Origin of the sequence: Micromonospora sp. NPDC002575, assembly GCF_042889525.1 — a bacterium.
Lineage (GTDB): Bacteria > Actinomycetota > Actinomycetes > Mycobacteriales > Micromonosporaceae > Micromonospora > Micromonospora carbonacea.
Window position 1 is genome coordinate 16,573 of the sequence record NZ_JBIARA010000023.1, and the last position, 15,327, is coordinate 31,899.

At 73.2% G+C, this 15,327-nt stretch carries 16 protein-coding genes; 10 read left to right on the plus strand and 6 right to left on the minus strand.

All coding sequences use genetic code 11. The annotated features are described in order from the left end of the window. Nucleotides 1–282: 282 nt before the first annotated feature. A complete protein-coding gene (locus tag ACFYWL_RS26585) occupies nt 283–2,154 on the plus strand; it encodes a glycerophosphodiester phosphodiesterase (protein ID WP_386977912.1) in 1,872 nt (623 codons plus the stop codon). Nucleotides 2,155–2,325: 171 nt separating this feature from the next. Here the strand turns inward: ACFYWL_RS26585 and ACFYWL_RS26590 are convergent, their stop codons facing one another. Both ACFYWL_RS26590 and ACFYWL_RS26595 read right to left on the minus strand, forming a co-directional pair. After that, nucleotides 2,326–2,874, minus strand: a complete 549-nt coding sequence (locus tag ACFYWL_RS26590; RefSeq protein WP_386977915.1) for an XRE family transcriptional regulator — start codon at nt 2,872–2,874, stop codon at nt 2,326–2,328. Between the two features lie 170 nt (nt 2,875–3,044). After that, nucleotides 3,045–4,412 carry a hypothetical protein gene (locus ACFYWL_RS26595; RefSeq protein WP_386977918.1) on the minus strand — a complete coding sequence of 456 codons (1,368 nt, stop codon included), beginning with the start codon at nt 4,410–4,412 and terminating at the stop codon, nt 3,045–3,047. A 730-nt stretch (nt 4,413–5,142) separates the two neighbouring features. On the opposite strand from ACFYWL_RS26595, the gene aroC reads away from it, so the two are divergent. Then, nucleotides 5,143–6,321: a chorismate synthase gene (aroC, locus tag ACFYWL_RS26600; RefSeq protein WP_386977921.1), complete on the plus strand. Its 1,179-nt coding sequence runs from the start codon at nt 5,143–5,145 to the stop codon at nt 6,319–6,321. Nucleotides 6,322–6,365: 44 nt separating this feature from the next. Then, the gene (locus tag ACFYWL_RS26605; protein ID WP_278127644.1) at nt 6,366–6,878 is read left to right on the plus strand and encodes a shikimate kinase; all 513 of its coding nucleotides are present in this window, start codon (nt 6,366–6,368) and stop codon (nt 6,876–6,878) included. 27 nt (nt 6,879–6,905) lie between these two features. Here ACFYWL_RS26605 and ACFYWL_RS26610 read toward each other — a convergent pair whose 3' ends face one another. The 3 genes from ACFYWL_RS26610 to ACFYWL_RS26620 are packed head-to-tail and all read right to left on the minus strand — an operon-like array spanning nt 6,906 to nt 8,807. After that, nucleotides 6,906–7,472, minus strand: a complete 567-nt coding sequence (locus ACFYWL_RS26610; protein WP_386977924.1) for a hypothetical protein — start codon at nt 7,470–7,472, stop codon at nt 6,906–6,908. Continuing rightward, nucleotides 7,469–8,281, minus strand: coding sequence for a cytochrome c oxidase assembly protein (locus ACFYWL_RS26615; RefSeq protein WP_386977927.1), 813 nt, complete (start codon nt 8,279–8,281; stop codon nt 7,469–7,471). The genes ACFYWL_RS26610 and ACFYWL_RS26615 overlap by 4 nt, the downstream gene beginning before the upstream one ends. Nucleotides 8,282–8,285: 4 nt before the next feature. Further along, nucleotides 8,286–8,807, minus strand: a complete 522-nt coding sequence (locus ACFYWL_RS26620; protein ID WP_386977930.1) for a DUF2243 domain-containing protein — start codon at nt 8,805–8,807, stop codon at nt 8,286–8,288. 258 nt (nt 8,808–9,065) lie between these two features. On the opposite strand from ACFYWL_RS26620, the gene aroB reads away from it, so the two are divergent. From aroB to nusB, 4 genes are all read left to right on the plus strand, one after another. After that, the gene (gene aroB, locus ACFYWL_RS26625) at nt 9,066–10,142 is read left to right on the plus strand and encodes a 3-dehydroquinate synthase (RefSeq protein ID WP_386977933.1); all 1,077 of its coding nucleotides are present in this window, start codon (nt 9,066–9,068) and stop codon (nt 10,140–10,142) included. Continuing rightward, on the plus strand, nt 10,139–10,588 hold the full coding sequence (gene aroQ, locus ACFYWL_RS26630; protein WP_386977936.1) for a type II 3-dehydroquinate dehydratase: 450 nt from the start codon (nt 10,139–10,141) through the stop codon (nt 10,586–10,588). Before aroB ends, aroQ begins: the two co-directional genes overlap by 4 nt. A 73-nt stretch (nt 10,589–10,661) precedes the next feature. Then, nucleotides 10,662–11,219 carry an elongation factor P gene (gene efp, locus ACFYWL_RS26635; RefSeq protein WP_007075814.1) on the plus strand — a complete coding sequence of 186 codons (558 nt, stop codon included), beginning with the start codon at nt 10,662–10,664 and terminating at the stop codon, nt 11,217–11,219. A gap of 23 nt (nt 11,220–11,242) precedes the next feature. Next, the gene (nusB, locus tag ACFYWL_RS26640) at nt 11,243–11,653 is read left to right on the plus strand and encodes a transcription antitermination factor NusB (protein WP_176734315.1); all 411 of its coding nucleotides are present in this window, start codon (nt 11,243–11,245) and stop codon (nt 11,651–11,653) included. Between the two features lie 114 nt (nt 11,654–11,767). On the opposite strand, the gene ACFYWL_RS26645 is transcribed toward nusB, so the two are convergent. After that, the gene (locus ACFYWL_RS26645) at nt 11,768–12,256 is read right to left on the minus strand and encodes a transcriptional regulator (RefSeq protein ID WP_007075816.1); all 489 of its coding nucleotides are present in this window, start codon (nt 12,254–12,256) and stop codon (nt 11,768–11,770) included. A 284-nt stretch (nt 12,257–12,540) separates the two neighbouring features. On the opposite strand from ACFYWL_RS26645, the gene pyrR reads away from it, so the two are divergent. From pyrR to ACFYWL_RS26660, 3 genes are read left to right on the plus strand one after another with little or no spacing between them, the layout of a single operon-like run. Beyond that, nucleotides 12,541–13,128 carry a bifunctional pyr operon transcriptional regulator/uracil phosphoribosyltransferase PyrR gene (pyrR, locus tag ACFYWL_RS26650; RefSeq protein WP_386977941.1) on the plus strand — a complete coding sequence of 196 codons (588 nt, stop codon included), beginning with the start codon at nt 12,541–12,543 and terminating at the stop codon, nt 13,126–13,128. Further along, entirely contained in the window at nt 13,125–14,051 is a 927-nt protein-coding gene (locus ACFYWL_RS26655) for an aspartate carbamoyltransferase catalytic subunit (protein ID WP_386977944.1), read from the plus strand. The genes pyrR and ACFYWL_RS26655 overlap by 4 nt, the downstream gene beginning before the upstream one ends. Next, nucleotides 14,048–15,325, plus strand: a complete 1,278-nt coding sequence (locus ACFYWL_RS26660; protein ID WP_386977947.1) for a dihydroorotase — start codon at nt 14,048–14,050, stop codon at nt 15,323–15,325. The genes ACFYWL_RS26655 and ACFYWL_RS26660 overlap by 4 nt, the downstream gene beginning before the upstream one ends. Nucleotides 15,326–15,327 lie beyond the last annotated feature (2 nt).

Consider the following 15,327-nt stretch of genomic DNA (forward strand, 5'->3'; position numbering starts at 1 on the left):
GGCCCCGCCCTCGCGCCGGGCCCGGGGTCGCCCCGCCCGCCGCGGCCCGGGTCGCCCGCGCGCCGTGGCCCGGGTCGCCCGCGCCCGCCGGGCCCCGGGTCGCCGCGGTGATCAAGAGGTTTGCGTCATCGTGGAGATCACCCGTGACGCTTTTCTCTTGATCATTGGGGCGAGGGGGAGGGGCGAGGGGAGGGGGGAGGGCGCTTGGTGTGCATCTGGGGGGCGGCTGGTGGCAGCGGGGGCGACACCGGGCGTTCGGGTGCGGTTCCTAGCGTGCGGGGCATGTTGACCTTGAACCGACGGCCGCGCCGGCCCGTGGCCGTCCTGGTGGCGCTCGCCACGACCGCCGGCCTGCTCGCCGCCGTCCAGATATCCGCCCCCGCCCCGGCCGCCGCGAAGCCCGGTGACGTCGTCGTCGCCGAGGACTTCTCCGCCGGTACGCTGCCCGCCGGCTGGCGGCCCATCGACGGCGAGTGGACGGTGCGCGACGGCCGGCTGCACGGCACCGCCGCCAGCGGCACCCGGAAGATCACCTTCGGCCGGCACCTCACCGACTTCCGGTTCTCCGCCACCGTGCGCTTCGAGTCCGTCGCCGAGGCGACCCGGTGGACGGCGCTCGGCCTCGACGTGCCCGCCGACGGGCGTACCCCGTGGTGGATCGCCACCATGCGCAGCGGCACCACCGCCGCGAACGGCCTGGAGTTCGCCCAGCTCACCACCGCCAACGCCTGGAACGTCACCAACACCGGCTCCGCGCCGTACGCCGCCGGCACCGGGCGGGACATGCAGGTCGCCGTGGAGGTGCACGGCAACCAGGCCCGCTGGTTCCTCGACGGCCGGCAGTTGCTGCGCACCAGCAGCCTCACCCGGTCCACCGACGGCGGGCAGGCCCTGATCGTCAACGGCGGCAGCGTCTCCTTCGACGACGTGCTGGTCACTGAGCTGCCGCCGAACGGCTACCTGCGCCCGGCTGGCGCGCCGCTGACCGTCATCGCCCACCGGGGCGCGTCCGCCGCCGCCCCCGAGAACACCCTCGTCGCGCAGGAGGTCGCCCGCCGCTCCGGCGCGGACTTCGTCGAGAACGACGTGCAGCCCAGCCGCGACGGGGTCCCGTTCGTGCTGCACGACGCCACCGTCGACCGCACCACCAACGGCTCGGGCGCGATCCGTACCCTCACCGCCGCTCAGCTCAAGGCGCTCGACGCCGGCTCCTGGTTCGCCCCGCAGTACGCCGGGGCCCGGCTGCCCACCCTCGCCGAGCAGCTCGCCGACCTGCGGAACCGGGGCGGCAACCTGCTGCTGGAGATCAAGGGCGCGCACACCCGTGACGAGGTGGCCCGCATCGTCGAGGTGATCCGCGCCGAGAAGATGACGACCCGGGTCTTCGTGCAGAGCTTCGAGGTCGATGCCCTGCGGTTCACCCGGGAACTCGCCCCCGAGCTGCCGACCGGCCTGCTGCGCAGCGGCCTGGACGCCGACCCGGTCGCCGTGGCGCGGGAGCTGGGCGTCACGGCGTACAACCCGACGGGTACGGCGCTGCTGGCCCGGCCGTCGGTGATCGCCGACCTGCACGCCGCCGGTGTCGCCGTCATGGCCTGGACGGTCGACTCGCCGGCCCAGTGGCAGCAGCTGGAGCGGATCGGCACCGACGGGATCATCACCAACCGGCCGGCGGAGCTGGCCGGCTGGAACGCCGCCGGTCAGCTCGGCGCAGCCGCACCCACCGTGTCGATCGCCGCCCCCGCCGACGGCGTGGAGCTGGACCGGGCGCAGCGGCCCGTGCTCACCGTGCCGGCCACCGACGCCGACACCGTGACCGTCACCCTCGACGGGGCTGCGGTGCCGGTGGGCAAGCCCCTCGACCTGACGGCGCTGGCGGCCGGCGCGCACCGGCTGCGCGCCGTGGCGACCGGCCCGAAGGGCACGGCCACCGCCGAGGCCACCTTCACCGTGGCGGTGACCCCGGCGGGCCTCGGTCACCTGGTGCTCACCTCCGGCGCTGCGGACCAGGCGTTGACGGTGCTCACCAACCACCTGGTCAAGGGCCGGTACGCGGAGCTGGCCCGGTACGCCGACCAGCACGCGGGCCGCTTCCTGCCGGAGGCGAAGGCACGCGTCATCGCCGCCGACGCGCGCACCCTAGCCACCCGCTAACCCCCGCCCCGCCCCCTACGTGCGCCCCGCCCCGCTCCGCTCCGCTCCGGCCGGTGATCAAGAGGTTTGCGTCATCGTGAAGATCAAACTTGACGCTTTTCTCTTGATCACCGGGGCGAGAGGTGGGGGCGGGGTGGGAGGGAGGGGGTGAGGTGGCGTGGCGGTTGGGGCTCAGGGCTGTGGGGCGGGCTTGCCGTCGGTCCACAAGGACTCGAAGTGCTCGACATATCGGTCGAAGGCTCCTCCGTTCTGGCGCCGTCGCAGGTGCAGCGTCACGGAGTCCTGCCCGAGCCCCGCCCCGATGTGCGTGGCGACTATGGCCTCCTCGTCGAAGACCCAAACGGACATGGCGAGATGGCGAGCGGAGAAGCGGACCGGAATCGCGCCACCGACCTTGCCGAGCTCTGCGCGCGTCATCGCGATGCGAGTCGAAAGCGTGAGGGGAGTCGCTTCTATCCTCTCCCGCTCGATGGTGACCGGGCTGTCCGGATGACCGAGCAGGAATCGCAGGTCGGCCCCGGCGCTTGCCTTGGCTTCGAGCGCGGCGGAGATGCCGGGCACCTCCAGCCAGAGGAAGTAGCTGGTGTATCCGCCGAACCAGAGCCGGGAACTGGCCCGCCCGATGGCATCACGGAACACCGACCGGGGTAGGTCCGCGCGGCGAGGATAGATGCCGACCAACTCGCGATCGCTTCCAACCTTGACGGTACGTCTGATCATCTCAGGCCATCGCACCCTCACATCCTCGCCCGACATGTCGGCCGCCCGCACTCTGGAACGAGGATGAGGGACGCGCCCCGGCTGACCCATCTCTGCACGGTTTCGCGTCCACATCACACCTTCGGCGAGGCCGGCAAAGGAGAATAGCTGCGTCGGCTCTTCTTGCCGCCTCAGGCGGCGATGAGGTCCTTGGCGTCTTGGCAGAACTGCCGGACGGCGGGCGTACGACGGTACGGGGCCAGCGCGCCCACCAGTTTGCGCACGTGCTTGGTGCACCTGGCGGAGGTGACCTGTCCCGTCAGGGTTTGGACGGCCTGGTCGCCGAGCGCGAGGGCCTTAACCAGCTCGGGCTGCTCCTGTTGGACATAGGTGGTGGCGAGCAAAGCGTTTCGCAGCGCGCCCTCGCGGGTGTACTCGTTGCCCTGTAGCCGCAGCGCGGTGCGGAGATGATCGCGGGCGCGTGGCCAGTCTTCGAGCTTGACGAAGCAGTAGCCGGCCTGGGCATGCGCCTGCGCCTCGTTGATCCAGTAGGACCAGTCCGGGTCACCGTGCTCCGGCCGCCGGTCGGTGAACCTGCCGAACGCGCTGTCAAGCGCACGCCGGGTGTCGGTCGCCGCCCGTTTGTTGGCGTACGCCTCGGCGGCCCGCAGGTCGAGTATCGTCGCCACCTTCGGGCTGGCGGCGGGGTAGCTGGCTCGCGCGCTTTCGGCGAGGGTGACGGCCTGGCGGAGCTGGCCCAGGTCCTTGGCCTGGCAGGACATGAAGCCGAGGATGTTCGCGCCGAGTCCACGGTCGCCGGCGGCGTTGGCCTGGTAGAGCCCGGCGATCCAGAAGCGCTGGGCCTGCGTGTGGTGGCCGTCGTCGAAGGAGAGCCAGCCGGCGAGGCGCAACAACTCACCGGCTGTGCCGTGCAGACGCCGACCGACGCCGTCGGTGTAGCTGCGCTCTCGCAGCGCCCCGACCACCACGCTCAGATGCTGCCGGACGAGCCCGAGGGTGTGACCGCTGCCGAGATGGTCGTCCATGCGTCGCAGGGTGGCCGTCACCGCGTCCAGGTGGTCGACGAACTCGCCGGACAGCCGCCGGCCGGCGGTCGACGCGATGTCCGGGGGTGGTTGGGCGATCAACCATTCGTGTGCCGGTGACGTGAGCGCGGAACCGAGCAGAGTGAGGAACATCCGTCGGTGCATCATTCCCTCAGATTCGTTCACCACCTCGGCTGCCCGCAAGGCCCCGGCTGAGGACCAGGGCAGATCCAGACCAGCGGAGGCGGGTGCTGCCTCGAACCCGTCGTCGGGCCAACCCAGTTCGTCGAGGCTGACCGTCCGCTGCAACTGCTCGGACAGCAGTGCTGTGGTCAGCGCCGGCCAGGGACTGCGGGGAACATCGCCCCTCTTCCACTTGTACGGCGTCTTGGGATGCAGCCGTTCTGTGCGTCCGTGCCGTTCGGCGCACTCGTTGAGGCGTCGAGCGAGCTGTTCGGGCTGCCAGCCCGCCTCAGCCAGTAAGCGCGCGATCGCCTCTCCGCTGGTTGCCACCCTCTGCCCCCTCGCGCGTACTGATGCCCATACGGACAGTAGCTGACGGGTTCGTTGTCGGGTGAGAGCGGCACTGATCCGCACCGACAGGCACCACGCGCACCTACCTTCGCCCCGGCCTGGGCGGGGTCAACTGGACACATGGGAACGACGGACGCGCTGCTCACCTCGCCGCCGCCCACGGCAACCGGCAGTACGACGGCGACGGCGTCGCCTTCGGCCCGGTCGCTGTCACCCTCGCCCGTGCCCTGGCCGCCACCCACCTCGGCGACCACCACCACGCCGTCACGCTGCACCGACACGCCGTCAACGGCGAGGGCTGGCACCGGCTCCCCGCCGAGCATCGCGCCGCCCACCTCGTCGACATCGCCCGCGCCCACCTCGACCTCGGCGACCCGGCGGCTGCCGGCCGTGCTCTGCTCACCGCCGACCGCCTCGCCCCGGCCGAGACCCGCGCCCGCTCCGCCGCCAGGGTCGCCCTCACCACGATTCTTCGCACCGGCCCCACCTCCGCTGACGTCACCCGCCTGGCCACCGTCCTCGGGCTGACCCGGCAGTAGGCGCCAGACCTTGGACACCTGCTGTCAGCCGCGGACAGCAAGCGTCCAAGATCTCGTCTGCTCCGGGGCCGGGTGCCCCGCGCCGGGCCCGGGCCGCCCACCGCGTCCGTAGGGCGGGACGCGGTGGGCGGCCCGGTGGGACGTGACCCGGGCGTGACAGACTTGCCCACGTGTTGCGCTGGTTGACTGCAGGTGAATCGCACGGTCCCGCCCTCGTCGCGATGCTGGAGGGCGTGCCCGCCGGGATCGAGGTGACCACCGGCGAGATCGCCGGTGAGCTGGCCCGCCGCCGGCTCGGCTACGGCCGGGGCGCCCGGATGGCCTTCGAGCAGGACGTCGTCGAGATCATCGGCGGGCTCCGGCACGGCGTCACCCTCGGCAGCCCCGTCGCCATCCGGGTCGGCAACTCCGAGTGGCCCAAGTGGCAGACGGTGATGGCCGCCGACCCGGTGGACCCCGACGAGCTGGCCCAGCAGGCCCGCAACGCGCCGCTGACCCGCCCGCGTCCGGGCCATGCCGATCTTGCCGGCATGCAGAAGTACGGCCACACTGACGCCCGGCCGATCCTGGAGCGGGCCAGCGCGCGGGAGACCGCCGCCCGGGTCGCCGTCGGCACCGTGGCGAAGGCCCTGGTGAAGCAGGCCCTCGGCATCGAGATCGTCTCGCACGTCGTGGAGCTGGGCCCGGTCGCCGCGAAGCCGGGGCTGCGCCCGACGCCGGAGGACGCCGAGCGCATCGACGCCGACCCGCTGCGCTGCCTCGACTCCGACGCGAGCGCCCGGATGGTCGCCGAGGTCGACGCCGCGAAGAAGGCCGCCGACACGCTGGGCGGCGTGGTCGAGGTGCTGGCGTACGGGGTGCCGCCGGGCCTGGGCAGCCACGTGCAGTGGGACCGCAAGCTCGACGCCCGGCTCGCCACCGCGCTGATGTCGATCCAGGCGATCAAGGGCGTGGAGATCGGCGACGGCTGGTTGCAGGCCCGCTCCCGTGGCTCGGAGGCGCACGACGAGATCGTGCCGACCGCGACGGGGGTGCGCCGGGTGACCGACCGGGCCGGCGGCCTGGAGGGCGGCATCACCACCGGCGAGCCGCTGCGGGTGAAGGCGGCGATGAAGCCGATCTCGTCGCTGAACCGGGCCCTGTCCACGGTCGACGTGACCACGGGGGAGCCGGCGACCGCCATCAACCAGCGCTCCGACGTGTGCGCCGTGCCGGCCGCCGCCGTGGTCGCCGAGGCGATGGTGGCGCTGGTGCTCGCCGAGGCCGCCGTCGAGAAGTTCGGCGGCGACTCGGTGGCCGAGATGCGCCGCAACCTGGCCGGCTACCTCGACTCCCTGGTGATCCGGTGAGCCAGCCGCCCGGCGGTGCTGCGGAGAGCCGCAGTGGTGCTGCGGTGAGCCGGACGCGGCCGGTGGTCGTCCTCGTCGGGTCGCCCGGCTCCGGGAAGACCACCGTCGGGGAGGCGCTCGCCGCGCTGCTCGGGGTGGAGTTCCGCGACACCGACGCCGACATCGAGGCGATGGCCGGCAAACCGATCCCGGAGATCTTCGTCGACGAGGGCGAGGACCACTTCCGCGCCCTGGAGCGGGCCGCCACCGCCGCGGCGCTGACCTCCTGCGCCGGGGTGCTCGCCCTCGGCGGCGGCGCGGTGCTCGCCGAGGAGAACCGCGCCGCCCTGGTCGGGCACACCGTGGTGCACCTGAGCGTCGAGCTGGCCGACGCGGTGAAGCGGGTCGGTCTGGGCGCCGGCCGGCCGCTGCTGGCGATCAACCCGAGGGCGACGCTGAAGCACCTGATGGACCAGCGCCGCCCCCTCTACGCCGAGGTGGCGACCGCGACGGTGGTCACCGACGGGCGTGCGCCGGAGGAGATCGCCGCCGAGGTCGCCGCCCTGCTCAAGCCCTGAGGGGCTCCCCGCTCCCGGTCGCCCGGCCTACTTCATGGACCTGAGCAGCCCGACCTCCGGCTCCAGCGCGCCGTCCTGACCCAGCGACAGGAAGTCGGCCTCGACCGCCGCCCGGTCGAGCACCCCCGCGCGCACCGCGTGGTAGCGCACCACCGACCAGGCGAAGACGTCGAGGCTGTCGAAGCGGGTGCCGCCCTCGACGACCTCCTCCTCGTGGAACCACAGGCCGACCTGCCCGTTGGCGAGCACCACGTGCAGGTTGCCGCCCCCGTCGGCGCCGATCGAGTAGACGTCGTCGTCGGTGAGCACCGTCTCGTAGTCGGCGTCCAGGATCCCGCAGTCGTTGCCCGCGAAGTCGAATCCGTAGGACCAGTCGTAGATGTCCAGGAACTGGGGCATGCGCCCCGACCGTACGCGCTGGTCGAGCGCCGCCAGGGCGGTGGCGGCCGCCGGCGGGAGCCGGTCGAGCATCGGCGCGACCGGCCGGGTCCCGGCGGGAACCGTGACGGGCGGACGGTCGGCGAACCAGCGGGCGAGATCGGCGTCGAGCCCGTGGGCGACGTAGCCGACGAGGTCGTCAGGGGTGAGGGTCACCGGCGGATGCTAACCGCCCCCACCGACACGCGGCGGTGCCTCGCCTGCGGACGCCAGGTGGCGAGGAGGGCCAGCGCCAGGGCGATCTCGGCCAGGTCGCCGCCGTAGTACATGACCGTCGCCCCGGCGCGTAGCTGCTCCGGCGGGGCCGGGACGTCCACGGCGAGTCCCGCGTACAGCAACTGGGCGAGGGCGGCGTGGGCGGCCACGGCGACCCCGAGCACCACCAGCCGCGCCGGCACCCGGGGGCGGTGCGGGCCGGGGTCGGTGCCGGCGACCGACCAGGTGAAAAGCAGCCCCGAGAGCAGGAAGTGCAGGTGTACGAGGTGGTGCAGGGCCGGGTGCGCCAGCGCCGCCCGGTACAGCGGCGTCAGGTACAGCACGTACAGCCCGCCGGTGGTGAGCGCGAGGCCGGTCGCCGGGTGGGCGAGCGCGGCGAGGGCGGGGCGGCGCAGCAGCCGCACCAGGGCCCGGCCGCGCCGCCGGTCGATGCTGCGCAGCGCCAGGGTGACCGGCGCGCCGAGCACCAGCCCGAGCGGCGCGAGCATGCCGACCAGCAGGTGCTGCCAGGCGTGCGCGGCGAAGCCGCCGGCCCGCAGGGCCAGCCCCACCGCCAGCAGGCCGGCCCCCGTGCCGAAGGCCGCCGTGCGCCGGTGCGGCCAGCCGCCGCCGTCGGGCCCGCGCTGCCGCAGCGCGGCGGCGAGATAGACCCAGAACAGCACCAGGGGTACGAGCAGCGCCGGCCCCGGCGCGTACCCGTCGTGCCCGCCGTGGCCCCCTCCGCCCGCGGCCAGGCCGCCGGTCACCATCGGGTCACCGGCGGTCGGCGCAGACGTCCACGGTCGTGCCGCGGCGCTGCACCAGCCAGCCGGCGGCGACCAGCGCCGCCCCGAGCGCCAGGAACCCGAGGTCCCACCAGGTCCGGTACGCGCCCTCGCGCACGTGGTGGATGCCGAGCAGGTGGTGGTCGACGATCCCCTCGACGAGGTTGAACAGCCCCCAGCCGACCAGCGCCCAGCCCCACAGCACGGGGGAGCGCCACAGCCGGCCCCGCGACCGGGTGACCCGGGCGTAGAGCAGCGCCAGGCCGGTCAGCACTGCCACCCAGGTCACCACGTGGAAGATCCCGTCCCACAGGGTGTTCATCTCCAGGCCGGACACGGTGTCGACCGGGTACGCCCGGACCCCGACGTTGTCACTGCCGGTACCGCTGAGCATGTGGTGCCACTGGAGCACCTGGTGCAGCACGATGCCGTCGGCGAAGCCGCCGAGGCCGACGCCGAGGACCGTGGCGGGCAGCCGGATGTCGGCTGCGCTGTCGGTGGAAATACTCATCGCGGGGTCCCTCCGCCTCGTCGCCCGGTCCTGCGGAACGCTGCCCCCGTTCTGCCCGGCTAAACGCCGCCCGGCTGCCGCTGGTCACGGGTGGCGGGCGACCCGCCGAACGCCGGTGTCGCGCCGGCAGCGGTGTGAGGAAGGGGCCCTTCCTATACAGAAAGCGTTAACAAGGGGCCCTTCCTTGCATGCAATCCGTGCGCCACGGAGTGGACAGGCTCCGTCGTGCGGGCCGTGGCTGGACTAGGCTGCCGGGCGATGGACGAGGTGACCCGGATTCCGGTCGGCGGCGAACGGCCGTACGACGTGCTGGTGGGACGCGACCTGCTCGATTCGCTCCCGACGTTGCTGCCCGGCGCGACCCGGGTGGCGGTGCTGCACGCGCCGCCGCTGAAGGGGCTGGCCGACGCGATCGGCGCGCGCCTAGCGGCGGCCGGGGTGGCCCCCCTGTTCGTGGAGGTGCCGGACGCCGAGGCGGGCAAGGCCATCGAGGTGGCCGCCGCGTGCTGGGACCGGCTCGGCGAGGCGGGCTTCACGCGTACGGACGCGGTGGTCGGGGTGGGCGGCGGCGCGGTCACCGACCTGGCCGGGTTCGTCGCGGCCTGCTGGCTGCGCGGGGTGCGCTGGGTGCCGGTGGCGACGTCGCTGCTGGGCATGGTCGACGCGGCGGTGGGCGGCAAGACGGGGATCAACACGGCGGCCGGCAAGAACCTGGTGGGCGGCTTCCACCCGCCGGTCGGGGTGCTGTGCGACCTCGCGGTGCTCGACAGCCTCCCCCCGGCCGACCTGGCGGCGGGGCTGGCCGAGGTGGTCAAGTGCGGGTTCATCGCCGACCCGGTGATCCTCGACCTGGTCGAGCGGGACCGGGCGGCGGCGACGGACCCGACGTCGCCGGTGGTCCGGGAGCTGATCGAGCGGGCGATCCGGGTGAAGGCCGACGTGGTCTCCGGCGACCTGCGCGAGTCCGGGGTGCGCGAGGTGCTCAACTACGGTCACACCCTCGCCCACGCGATCGAGAAGGTGGAGGGGTACCGCTGGCGGCACGGGCACGCCGTGTCCGTCGGGCTGGTCTACGCGGGGGAGCTGGCGCGGCTCGCGGGCCGGCTGGACCCGGAGACCACCGCGCGGCACCGCACGGTGCTGACGGCGCTGGGGCTGCCGACGGCGTACCGGGCCGACGCGTGGCCGCAGCTGCTGGCCGCGATGCGGGTGGACAAGAAGAGCCGCGGCTCGCGGCTGCGGTTCGTGGTGCTCGACGCGCTGGCCCGCCCGGCGATCCTGGAGGGCCCGGACGACGAGCTGCTGCACGCCGCCTACCGGGAGGTGTCCTCATGAGGGTGTACGTGCTCAACGGGCCGAACCTGGGTCGGCTGGGCACCCGCCAGGTCGACGTCTACGGGGCGACCAGCTACGCCGACCTGGTGGGGCTCTGCGAGGCGACCGGCCGGGAGCTGGGGCTGGACGTGACGGTGCGGCAGACCGACGCCGAGCACGAGCTGGTGGGCTGGCTGCACGACGCGGCCGACGAGCAGGCGGCGGTGGTGCTCAACCCGGCCGCCTGGTCGCACTACTCGATCGCGGTGCGGGACGCCTGCGCCCTGCTGCGCGGCCCGCTGGTGGAGGTGCACATCTCCAACATCCACGCCCGGGAGGAGTTCCGCGCGCACTCGGTGGTCTCGGCGGTGGCGACGGGGGTGATCTGCGGGCTGGGCGTGGACGGCTACCGGCTGGCCCTGCACCACCTGGCGGCCCGCGCGGGCGCGGGAACGGCCGGCGGCTGACGGCGGGAACGGCCGGCGGCGGCAGCTAGTAGACTTGCCAGGTCTGTCCGCCAATTGATGATCAAGGCAGGAAATGGCCACCACCAACGACCTGAAGAACGGCCTGGTACTCAACCTCGACGGGGAGCTCTGGGCCGTCGTAGAGTTCCAGCACGTCAAGCCCGGTAAGGGTGGCGCCTTCGTGCGTACCACGCTGAAGAACGTGCTGTCCGGCAAGGTGGTCGACAAGACCTTCAACGCGGGCACCAAGGTCGAGACCGCGACCGTGGACAAGCGCACAATGCAATACCTCTACGCCGACGGCGAGGACTACGTCTTCATGGATCTGGAGACGTTCGACCAGATCACCGTCCCCGGGGGCACCGTGGGCGAGGCCGCCAACTACCTCCTGCCGGAGGCCGAGGCGACCGTCGCCACCCACGAGGGCGTGCCGCTCTACATCGAGCTGCCGACCTCCGTGGTGTTGGAGATCACCTACACGGAGCCGGGCCTGCAGGGCGACCGGTCCACCGGCGGCAACAAGCCGGCGACGGTCGAGACCGGCGCGACCGTGCAGGTGCCGCTCTTCATCACCACCGGCGAGAAGATCAAGGTCGACACCCGCGACGGCCGTTACCTCGGCCGCGCCTGATGGCCGAGGGGCCCAAGCAGCAGATGCCGGCGCGCCGCAAGGCGCGCAAGCGGGCGCTGGACGTGCTCTTCGAGGCCGACCTGCGTGACCGGCCGCCGGTGGAGGTGCTCGCCGGCTACGTCGAGCGGATCGAGAAGCCCCACCCGGAGCACCTGGGGTACGCGGTCGGCCTCGTCGAGGGGGTGGCCGCGCACCTGGACCGGATCGACGAGCTGATCGCCAGCTACGCCGAGGGCTGGACGCTGGACCGGATGCCGGCGGTGGACCGCAACCTGGCCCGCATCGCCGTCTACGAGCTGCTCTACGTCGACGAGCTCGACGACGCGGTGGCGATCAGCGAGGCCGTCGAGTTGGCCCGGCAGATGTCGACCGACGACTCGCCGCGCTTCCTCAACGGGGTGCTCGGCCGGATCGCCGAGTACGCCACCCGCTGACCACCGCCCCTCGGGGCGTCGGCCGGCGCGGCGGTGTCGAAAAGGGCCCGTGCCTGCGGCACGGGCCCTTTCGGCGTGACCTGTTCGGGGCGTGGAGGACGCCCCGTGGGCGCGTCAGGACGCGAAGAACGCCCGCGGGTCGGCGACGAGCACGCCGTGCTCGGTGAGGCGCTCGATCAGCCCGGACGGCGAGGCGTCGTAGACGATCGCCAGGGCGCGCAGGTCGTCGGCGCGGATGGAGAGCACCCGGCCGTTGTAGTCGCCCCGCTGCTGCTGGATGGCGCGGGCGTACCGGGCGACGTAGGCCAGGTCCTCGGAGGCGTCGTCGTAGAGCCGCTCCAGGTCCAGGACGATCTTGCTGGTGGGCTCGTGTCGCACCCCGCTGCCGTCGGGCAGCAGCTCGGAGACGGGCACCCGGTAGAAGTCGGCCAGCTCGGCCAGGCGGGACACCGTGACGGCGCGGTCACCGCGCTCGTACGAGCCGACCACCACGGCCTTCCACCGCCCGTTGGACTTCTCCTCCACTCCCTGCAGGGACAGGCCCTGCTGCTGGCGGATGGAGCGCAGGCGGGCGCCCAGCGACTTGGCGTATTCAGAGGGCATTCGGACACTCCCAGTGCTGCTCGGGGTTCACCCCGCGATCGCTACGGAGCGTGACGGTACGGGGATTGCGACAACTGGTCAAGTGGTCGTGACCCTACCGTTGGGCTGGGCGGGGGGAGTTGTACCGATTCGCCAGCCTGATTCTGGGGTCAGTGCCGGCGTCGGGCGGTCCCGTGACCGCTGGTAACGTGGCACGCAGCCCCCGCCCGGGCCGTCCGTGGCCGGTCGGAGGCGTCAGACGTCCTTTAACGACCCGTCCCGTGAGGCGGGGAAGGAGGTCCGCCGTGGCCTACCCGTCGGCTGCCCACCCGTCGCCACCGCGACAACCCTCGGTGAAGGTGATCCTCGCCGCAGCGGACGTCTCGCGCGTGGTCGACCGCATCGCGCACCAGATCCTCGAGAAGACCCAGGGCGCCGCCGAGACGGTTCTGCTTGGGATTCCCACCCGCGGGGTGCCGCTCGCCCGGCGGCTCGCGGCCCGGATCGGCGCCTTCGAGGACGTCGCCGTCCCGGCCGGTGTGCTCGACATCACCCTCTACCGCGACGACCTGCGCCGGCACGCCACCCGCGCGGTCGGCCCGACCCAGCTTCCGGCCGGCGGGATCGACGGCAGGCGGGTCGTCCTCGTCGACGACGTCCTCTTCTCCGGCCGCACCGTCCGGGCCGCGCTCGACGCGCTCAGCGACGTGGGCCGCCCCGCCTCGGTGCAGCTCGCCGTCCTGGTCGACCGGGGCCACCGGCAGCTGCCCATCCGCGCCGACTACGTCGGCAAGAACATCCCGACCGCGCTGGCCGAGAACGTGAAGGTCACCCTCGCCGAGACCGACGGCGTCGACGAGGTCAAGCTGTACGGGGAGGCGACCGCCGCATGATCCGCCACCTGCTCTCCGGCGCCGACCTGGACGCCGTCACCGCCACCCTGATCCTGGACACCGCCGCCGAGATGGCCACGGTCGCCGGCCGCGAGGTCAAGAAGCTGCCCGCGCTGCGCGGGCGGACCGTGGTGAACCTCTTCTACGAGGACTCCACCCGCACCCGGATCTCGTTCGAGGCGGCGGCGAAGCGGCTCAGCGCCGACGTGATCAACTTCTCGGCCAAGGGCTCCAGCGTCGCCAAGGGCGAGAGCCTGAAGGACACCGCGCTCACCCTCCAGGCGATGGGGGCCGACGCGGTCGTCGTGCGGCACCCCGCCTCGGGCGCCCCGCACCGGCTGGCCGACTGGGTCGACGGGTCGGTCGTCAACGCCGGCGACGGCACCCACGAGCACCCCACCCAGGCGCTGCTGGACGCGTACACGATGCGGGCCCGGCTGGGCCGGCTCGCCGGCCTGCACGTCGCGGTCGTCGGGGACGTGCTGCACTCCCGGGTGGCCCGGTCCAACGTGCTGCTGCTGTCCACCCTCGGGGCGAAGGTCACCCTGGTCGGCCCGCCCACGCTGATCCCCGTCGACATCGCGCAGGCCCTCGCGCCCGGCATCGACGTCTCCTACGACCTCGACGCCGTGCTGCCGAACGTGGACGTGGTGATGATGCTGCGGGTGCAGCGGGAGCGGATGACCGACTCCTACTTCCCCTCGGCCCGCGAGTACGCCCGCCGCTACGGCCTCGACGCGCCCCGGATGCGCCGGCTGCCGGAGCACGCGATCGTCATGCACCCCGGGCCGATGAACCGGGGCATGGAGATCACGCCCGAGGTCGCCGACTCGCCCCGCTCCACCATCGTCGAACAGGTCGCCAACGGGGTCTCCGTGCGGATGGCCGTCCTCTACCTGCTGCTCGGGGGGAACAACCTGTGACCGCGTACCTGATCACCAACGTGAGCGTCGTCGGCGCCGCGCCGACCGACCTGCTGATCCGCGACGGCGTCGTCGCGCAGACCGGCGTCGGCCTCACCGCGCCCGACGCCACGCCTGTCGACGGCACCGGGCTGGTCGCCCTGCCCGGCCTGGTCGACCTGCACACCCACCTGCGCGAGCCCGGCCGGGAGGACGCCGAGACCGTGGAGTCCGGCTCCCGGGCGGCGGCGCTGGGCGGCTACACGGCGGTCTGCGCGATGGCGAACACCTCCCCGGTCGCGGACACCGCCGGCGTGGTCGAGCAGGTCTGGCGGCTCGGCCGGGAGGCCGGGCTGGTCGACGTGCAGCCGATCGGCGCGGTCACCGTCGGCCTGGCCGGCGAGCGCCTGGCCGAGCTGGGCGCGATGGCCGACTCGGCGGCCCGGGTGCGGATCTTCTCCGACGACGGGCACTGCGTCGCCGACCCGAAGCTGATGCGCCGGGCGCTGGAGTACGTCAAGGCGTTCGACGGGATCATCGCCCAGCACGCCGAGGAGCCCCGGCTCACCGAGGGCGCGCAGATGCACGAGGGCGAGGTGTCCACCCGGCTCGGGCTGACCGGCTGGCCGGCGGTCGCCGAGGAGGCGATCATCGCCCGCGACGTGCTGCTCGCCGAGCACGTCGGCAGCCGCCTGCACGTCTGCCACGTCTCCACCGCCGGCAGCGTCGAGGTGCTGCGCCAGGCCAAGGCCCGGGGGGTACGCGTCACCGCCGAGGTGACCCCGCACCACCTGCTGCTGACGGATGAGAAGGCCGAGACCTACGACCCGGTGTTCAAGGTCAACCCGCCGCTGCGTACGGCCGCCGACATCGCCGCGCTGCGCGCCGCGCTGGCCGAGGGCGTGATCGACGTCATCGCCACCGACCACGCCCCGCACGCCGTGGAGGACAAGGAGTGCGAGTGGGCGTACGCCCGGCCGGGCATGCTCGGCCTGGAGACGGCGCTGTCGATCGCGCTCGACGTGCTCGGCCCGCAGTGGGACCTGATCGCCGAGCGCATGTCGCGCGCCCCGGCCCGCATCGCCGGGCTGGACGGCCACGGCGTCGACCCGGCCCCCGGCGTGCCGGCCAACCTGACCCTGGTCGACCCGGCCGCCCGCCGGGTGATCGAGCCCGCGGAGCTGGCCAGCCGCAGTCGCAACACCCCGTACGCCCGCATGACGCTGCCGGGTCGCATCGTGGCGACCTTCCTGCGCGGCGAGCCGACGGTCCTGGACGGAAAGGCTGTTAACTGATT

Coding starts and splice junctions, on each gene's coding strand:
- ACFYWL_RS26585 (WP_386977912.1), top strand. CDS start 283: ATGTTGACCTTGAACCGACGGCCGCGCCGGCCCGTGGCCGTCCTGGTG.
- ACFYWL_RS26590 (WP_386977915.1), bottom strand. CDS start 2,874: ATGATCAGACGTACCGTCAAGGTTGGAAGCGATCGCGAGTTGGTCGGC.
- ACFYWL_RS26615 (WP_386977927.1), bottom strand. CDS start 8,281: ATGGTGACCGGCGGCCTGGCCGCGGGCGGAGGGGGCCACGGCGGGCAC.
- ACFYWL_RS26620 (WP_386977930.1), bottom strand. CDS start 8,807: ATGAGTATTTCCACCGACAGCGCAGCCGACATCCGGCTGCCCGCCACG.
- aroB (WP_386977933.1), top strand. CDS start 9,066: ATGGACGAGGTGACCCGGATTCCGGTCGGCGGCGAACGGCCGTACGAC.
- aroQ (WP_386977936.1), top strand. CDS start 10,139: ATGAGGGTGTACGTGCTCAACGGGCCGAACCTGGGTCGGCTGGGCACC.
- efp (WP_007075814.1), top strand. CDS start 10,662: ATGGCCACCACCAACGACCTGAAGAACGGCCTGGTACTCAACCTCGAC.
- nusB (WP_176734315.1), top strand. CDS start 11,243: ATGCCGGCGCGCCGCAAGGCGCGCAAGCGGGCGCTGGACGTGCTCTTC.
- ACFYWL_RS26645 (WP_007075816.1), bottom strand. CDS start 12,256: ATGCCCTCTGAATACGCCAAGTCGCTGGGCGCCCGCCTGCGCTCCATC.
- ACFYWL_RS26655 (WP_386977944.1), top strand. CDS start 13,125: ATGATCCGCCACCTGCTCTCCGGCGCCGACCTGGACGCCGTCACCGCC.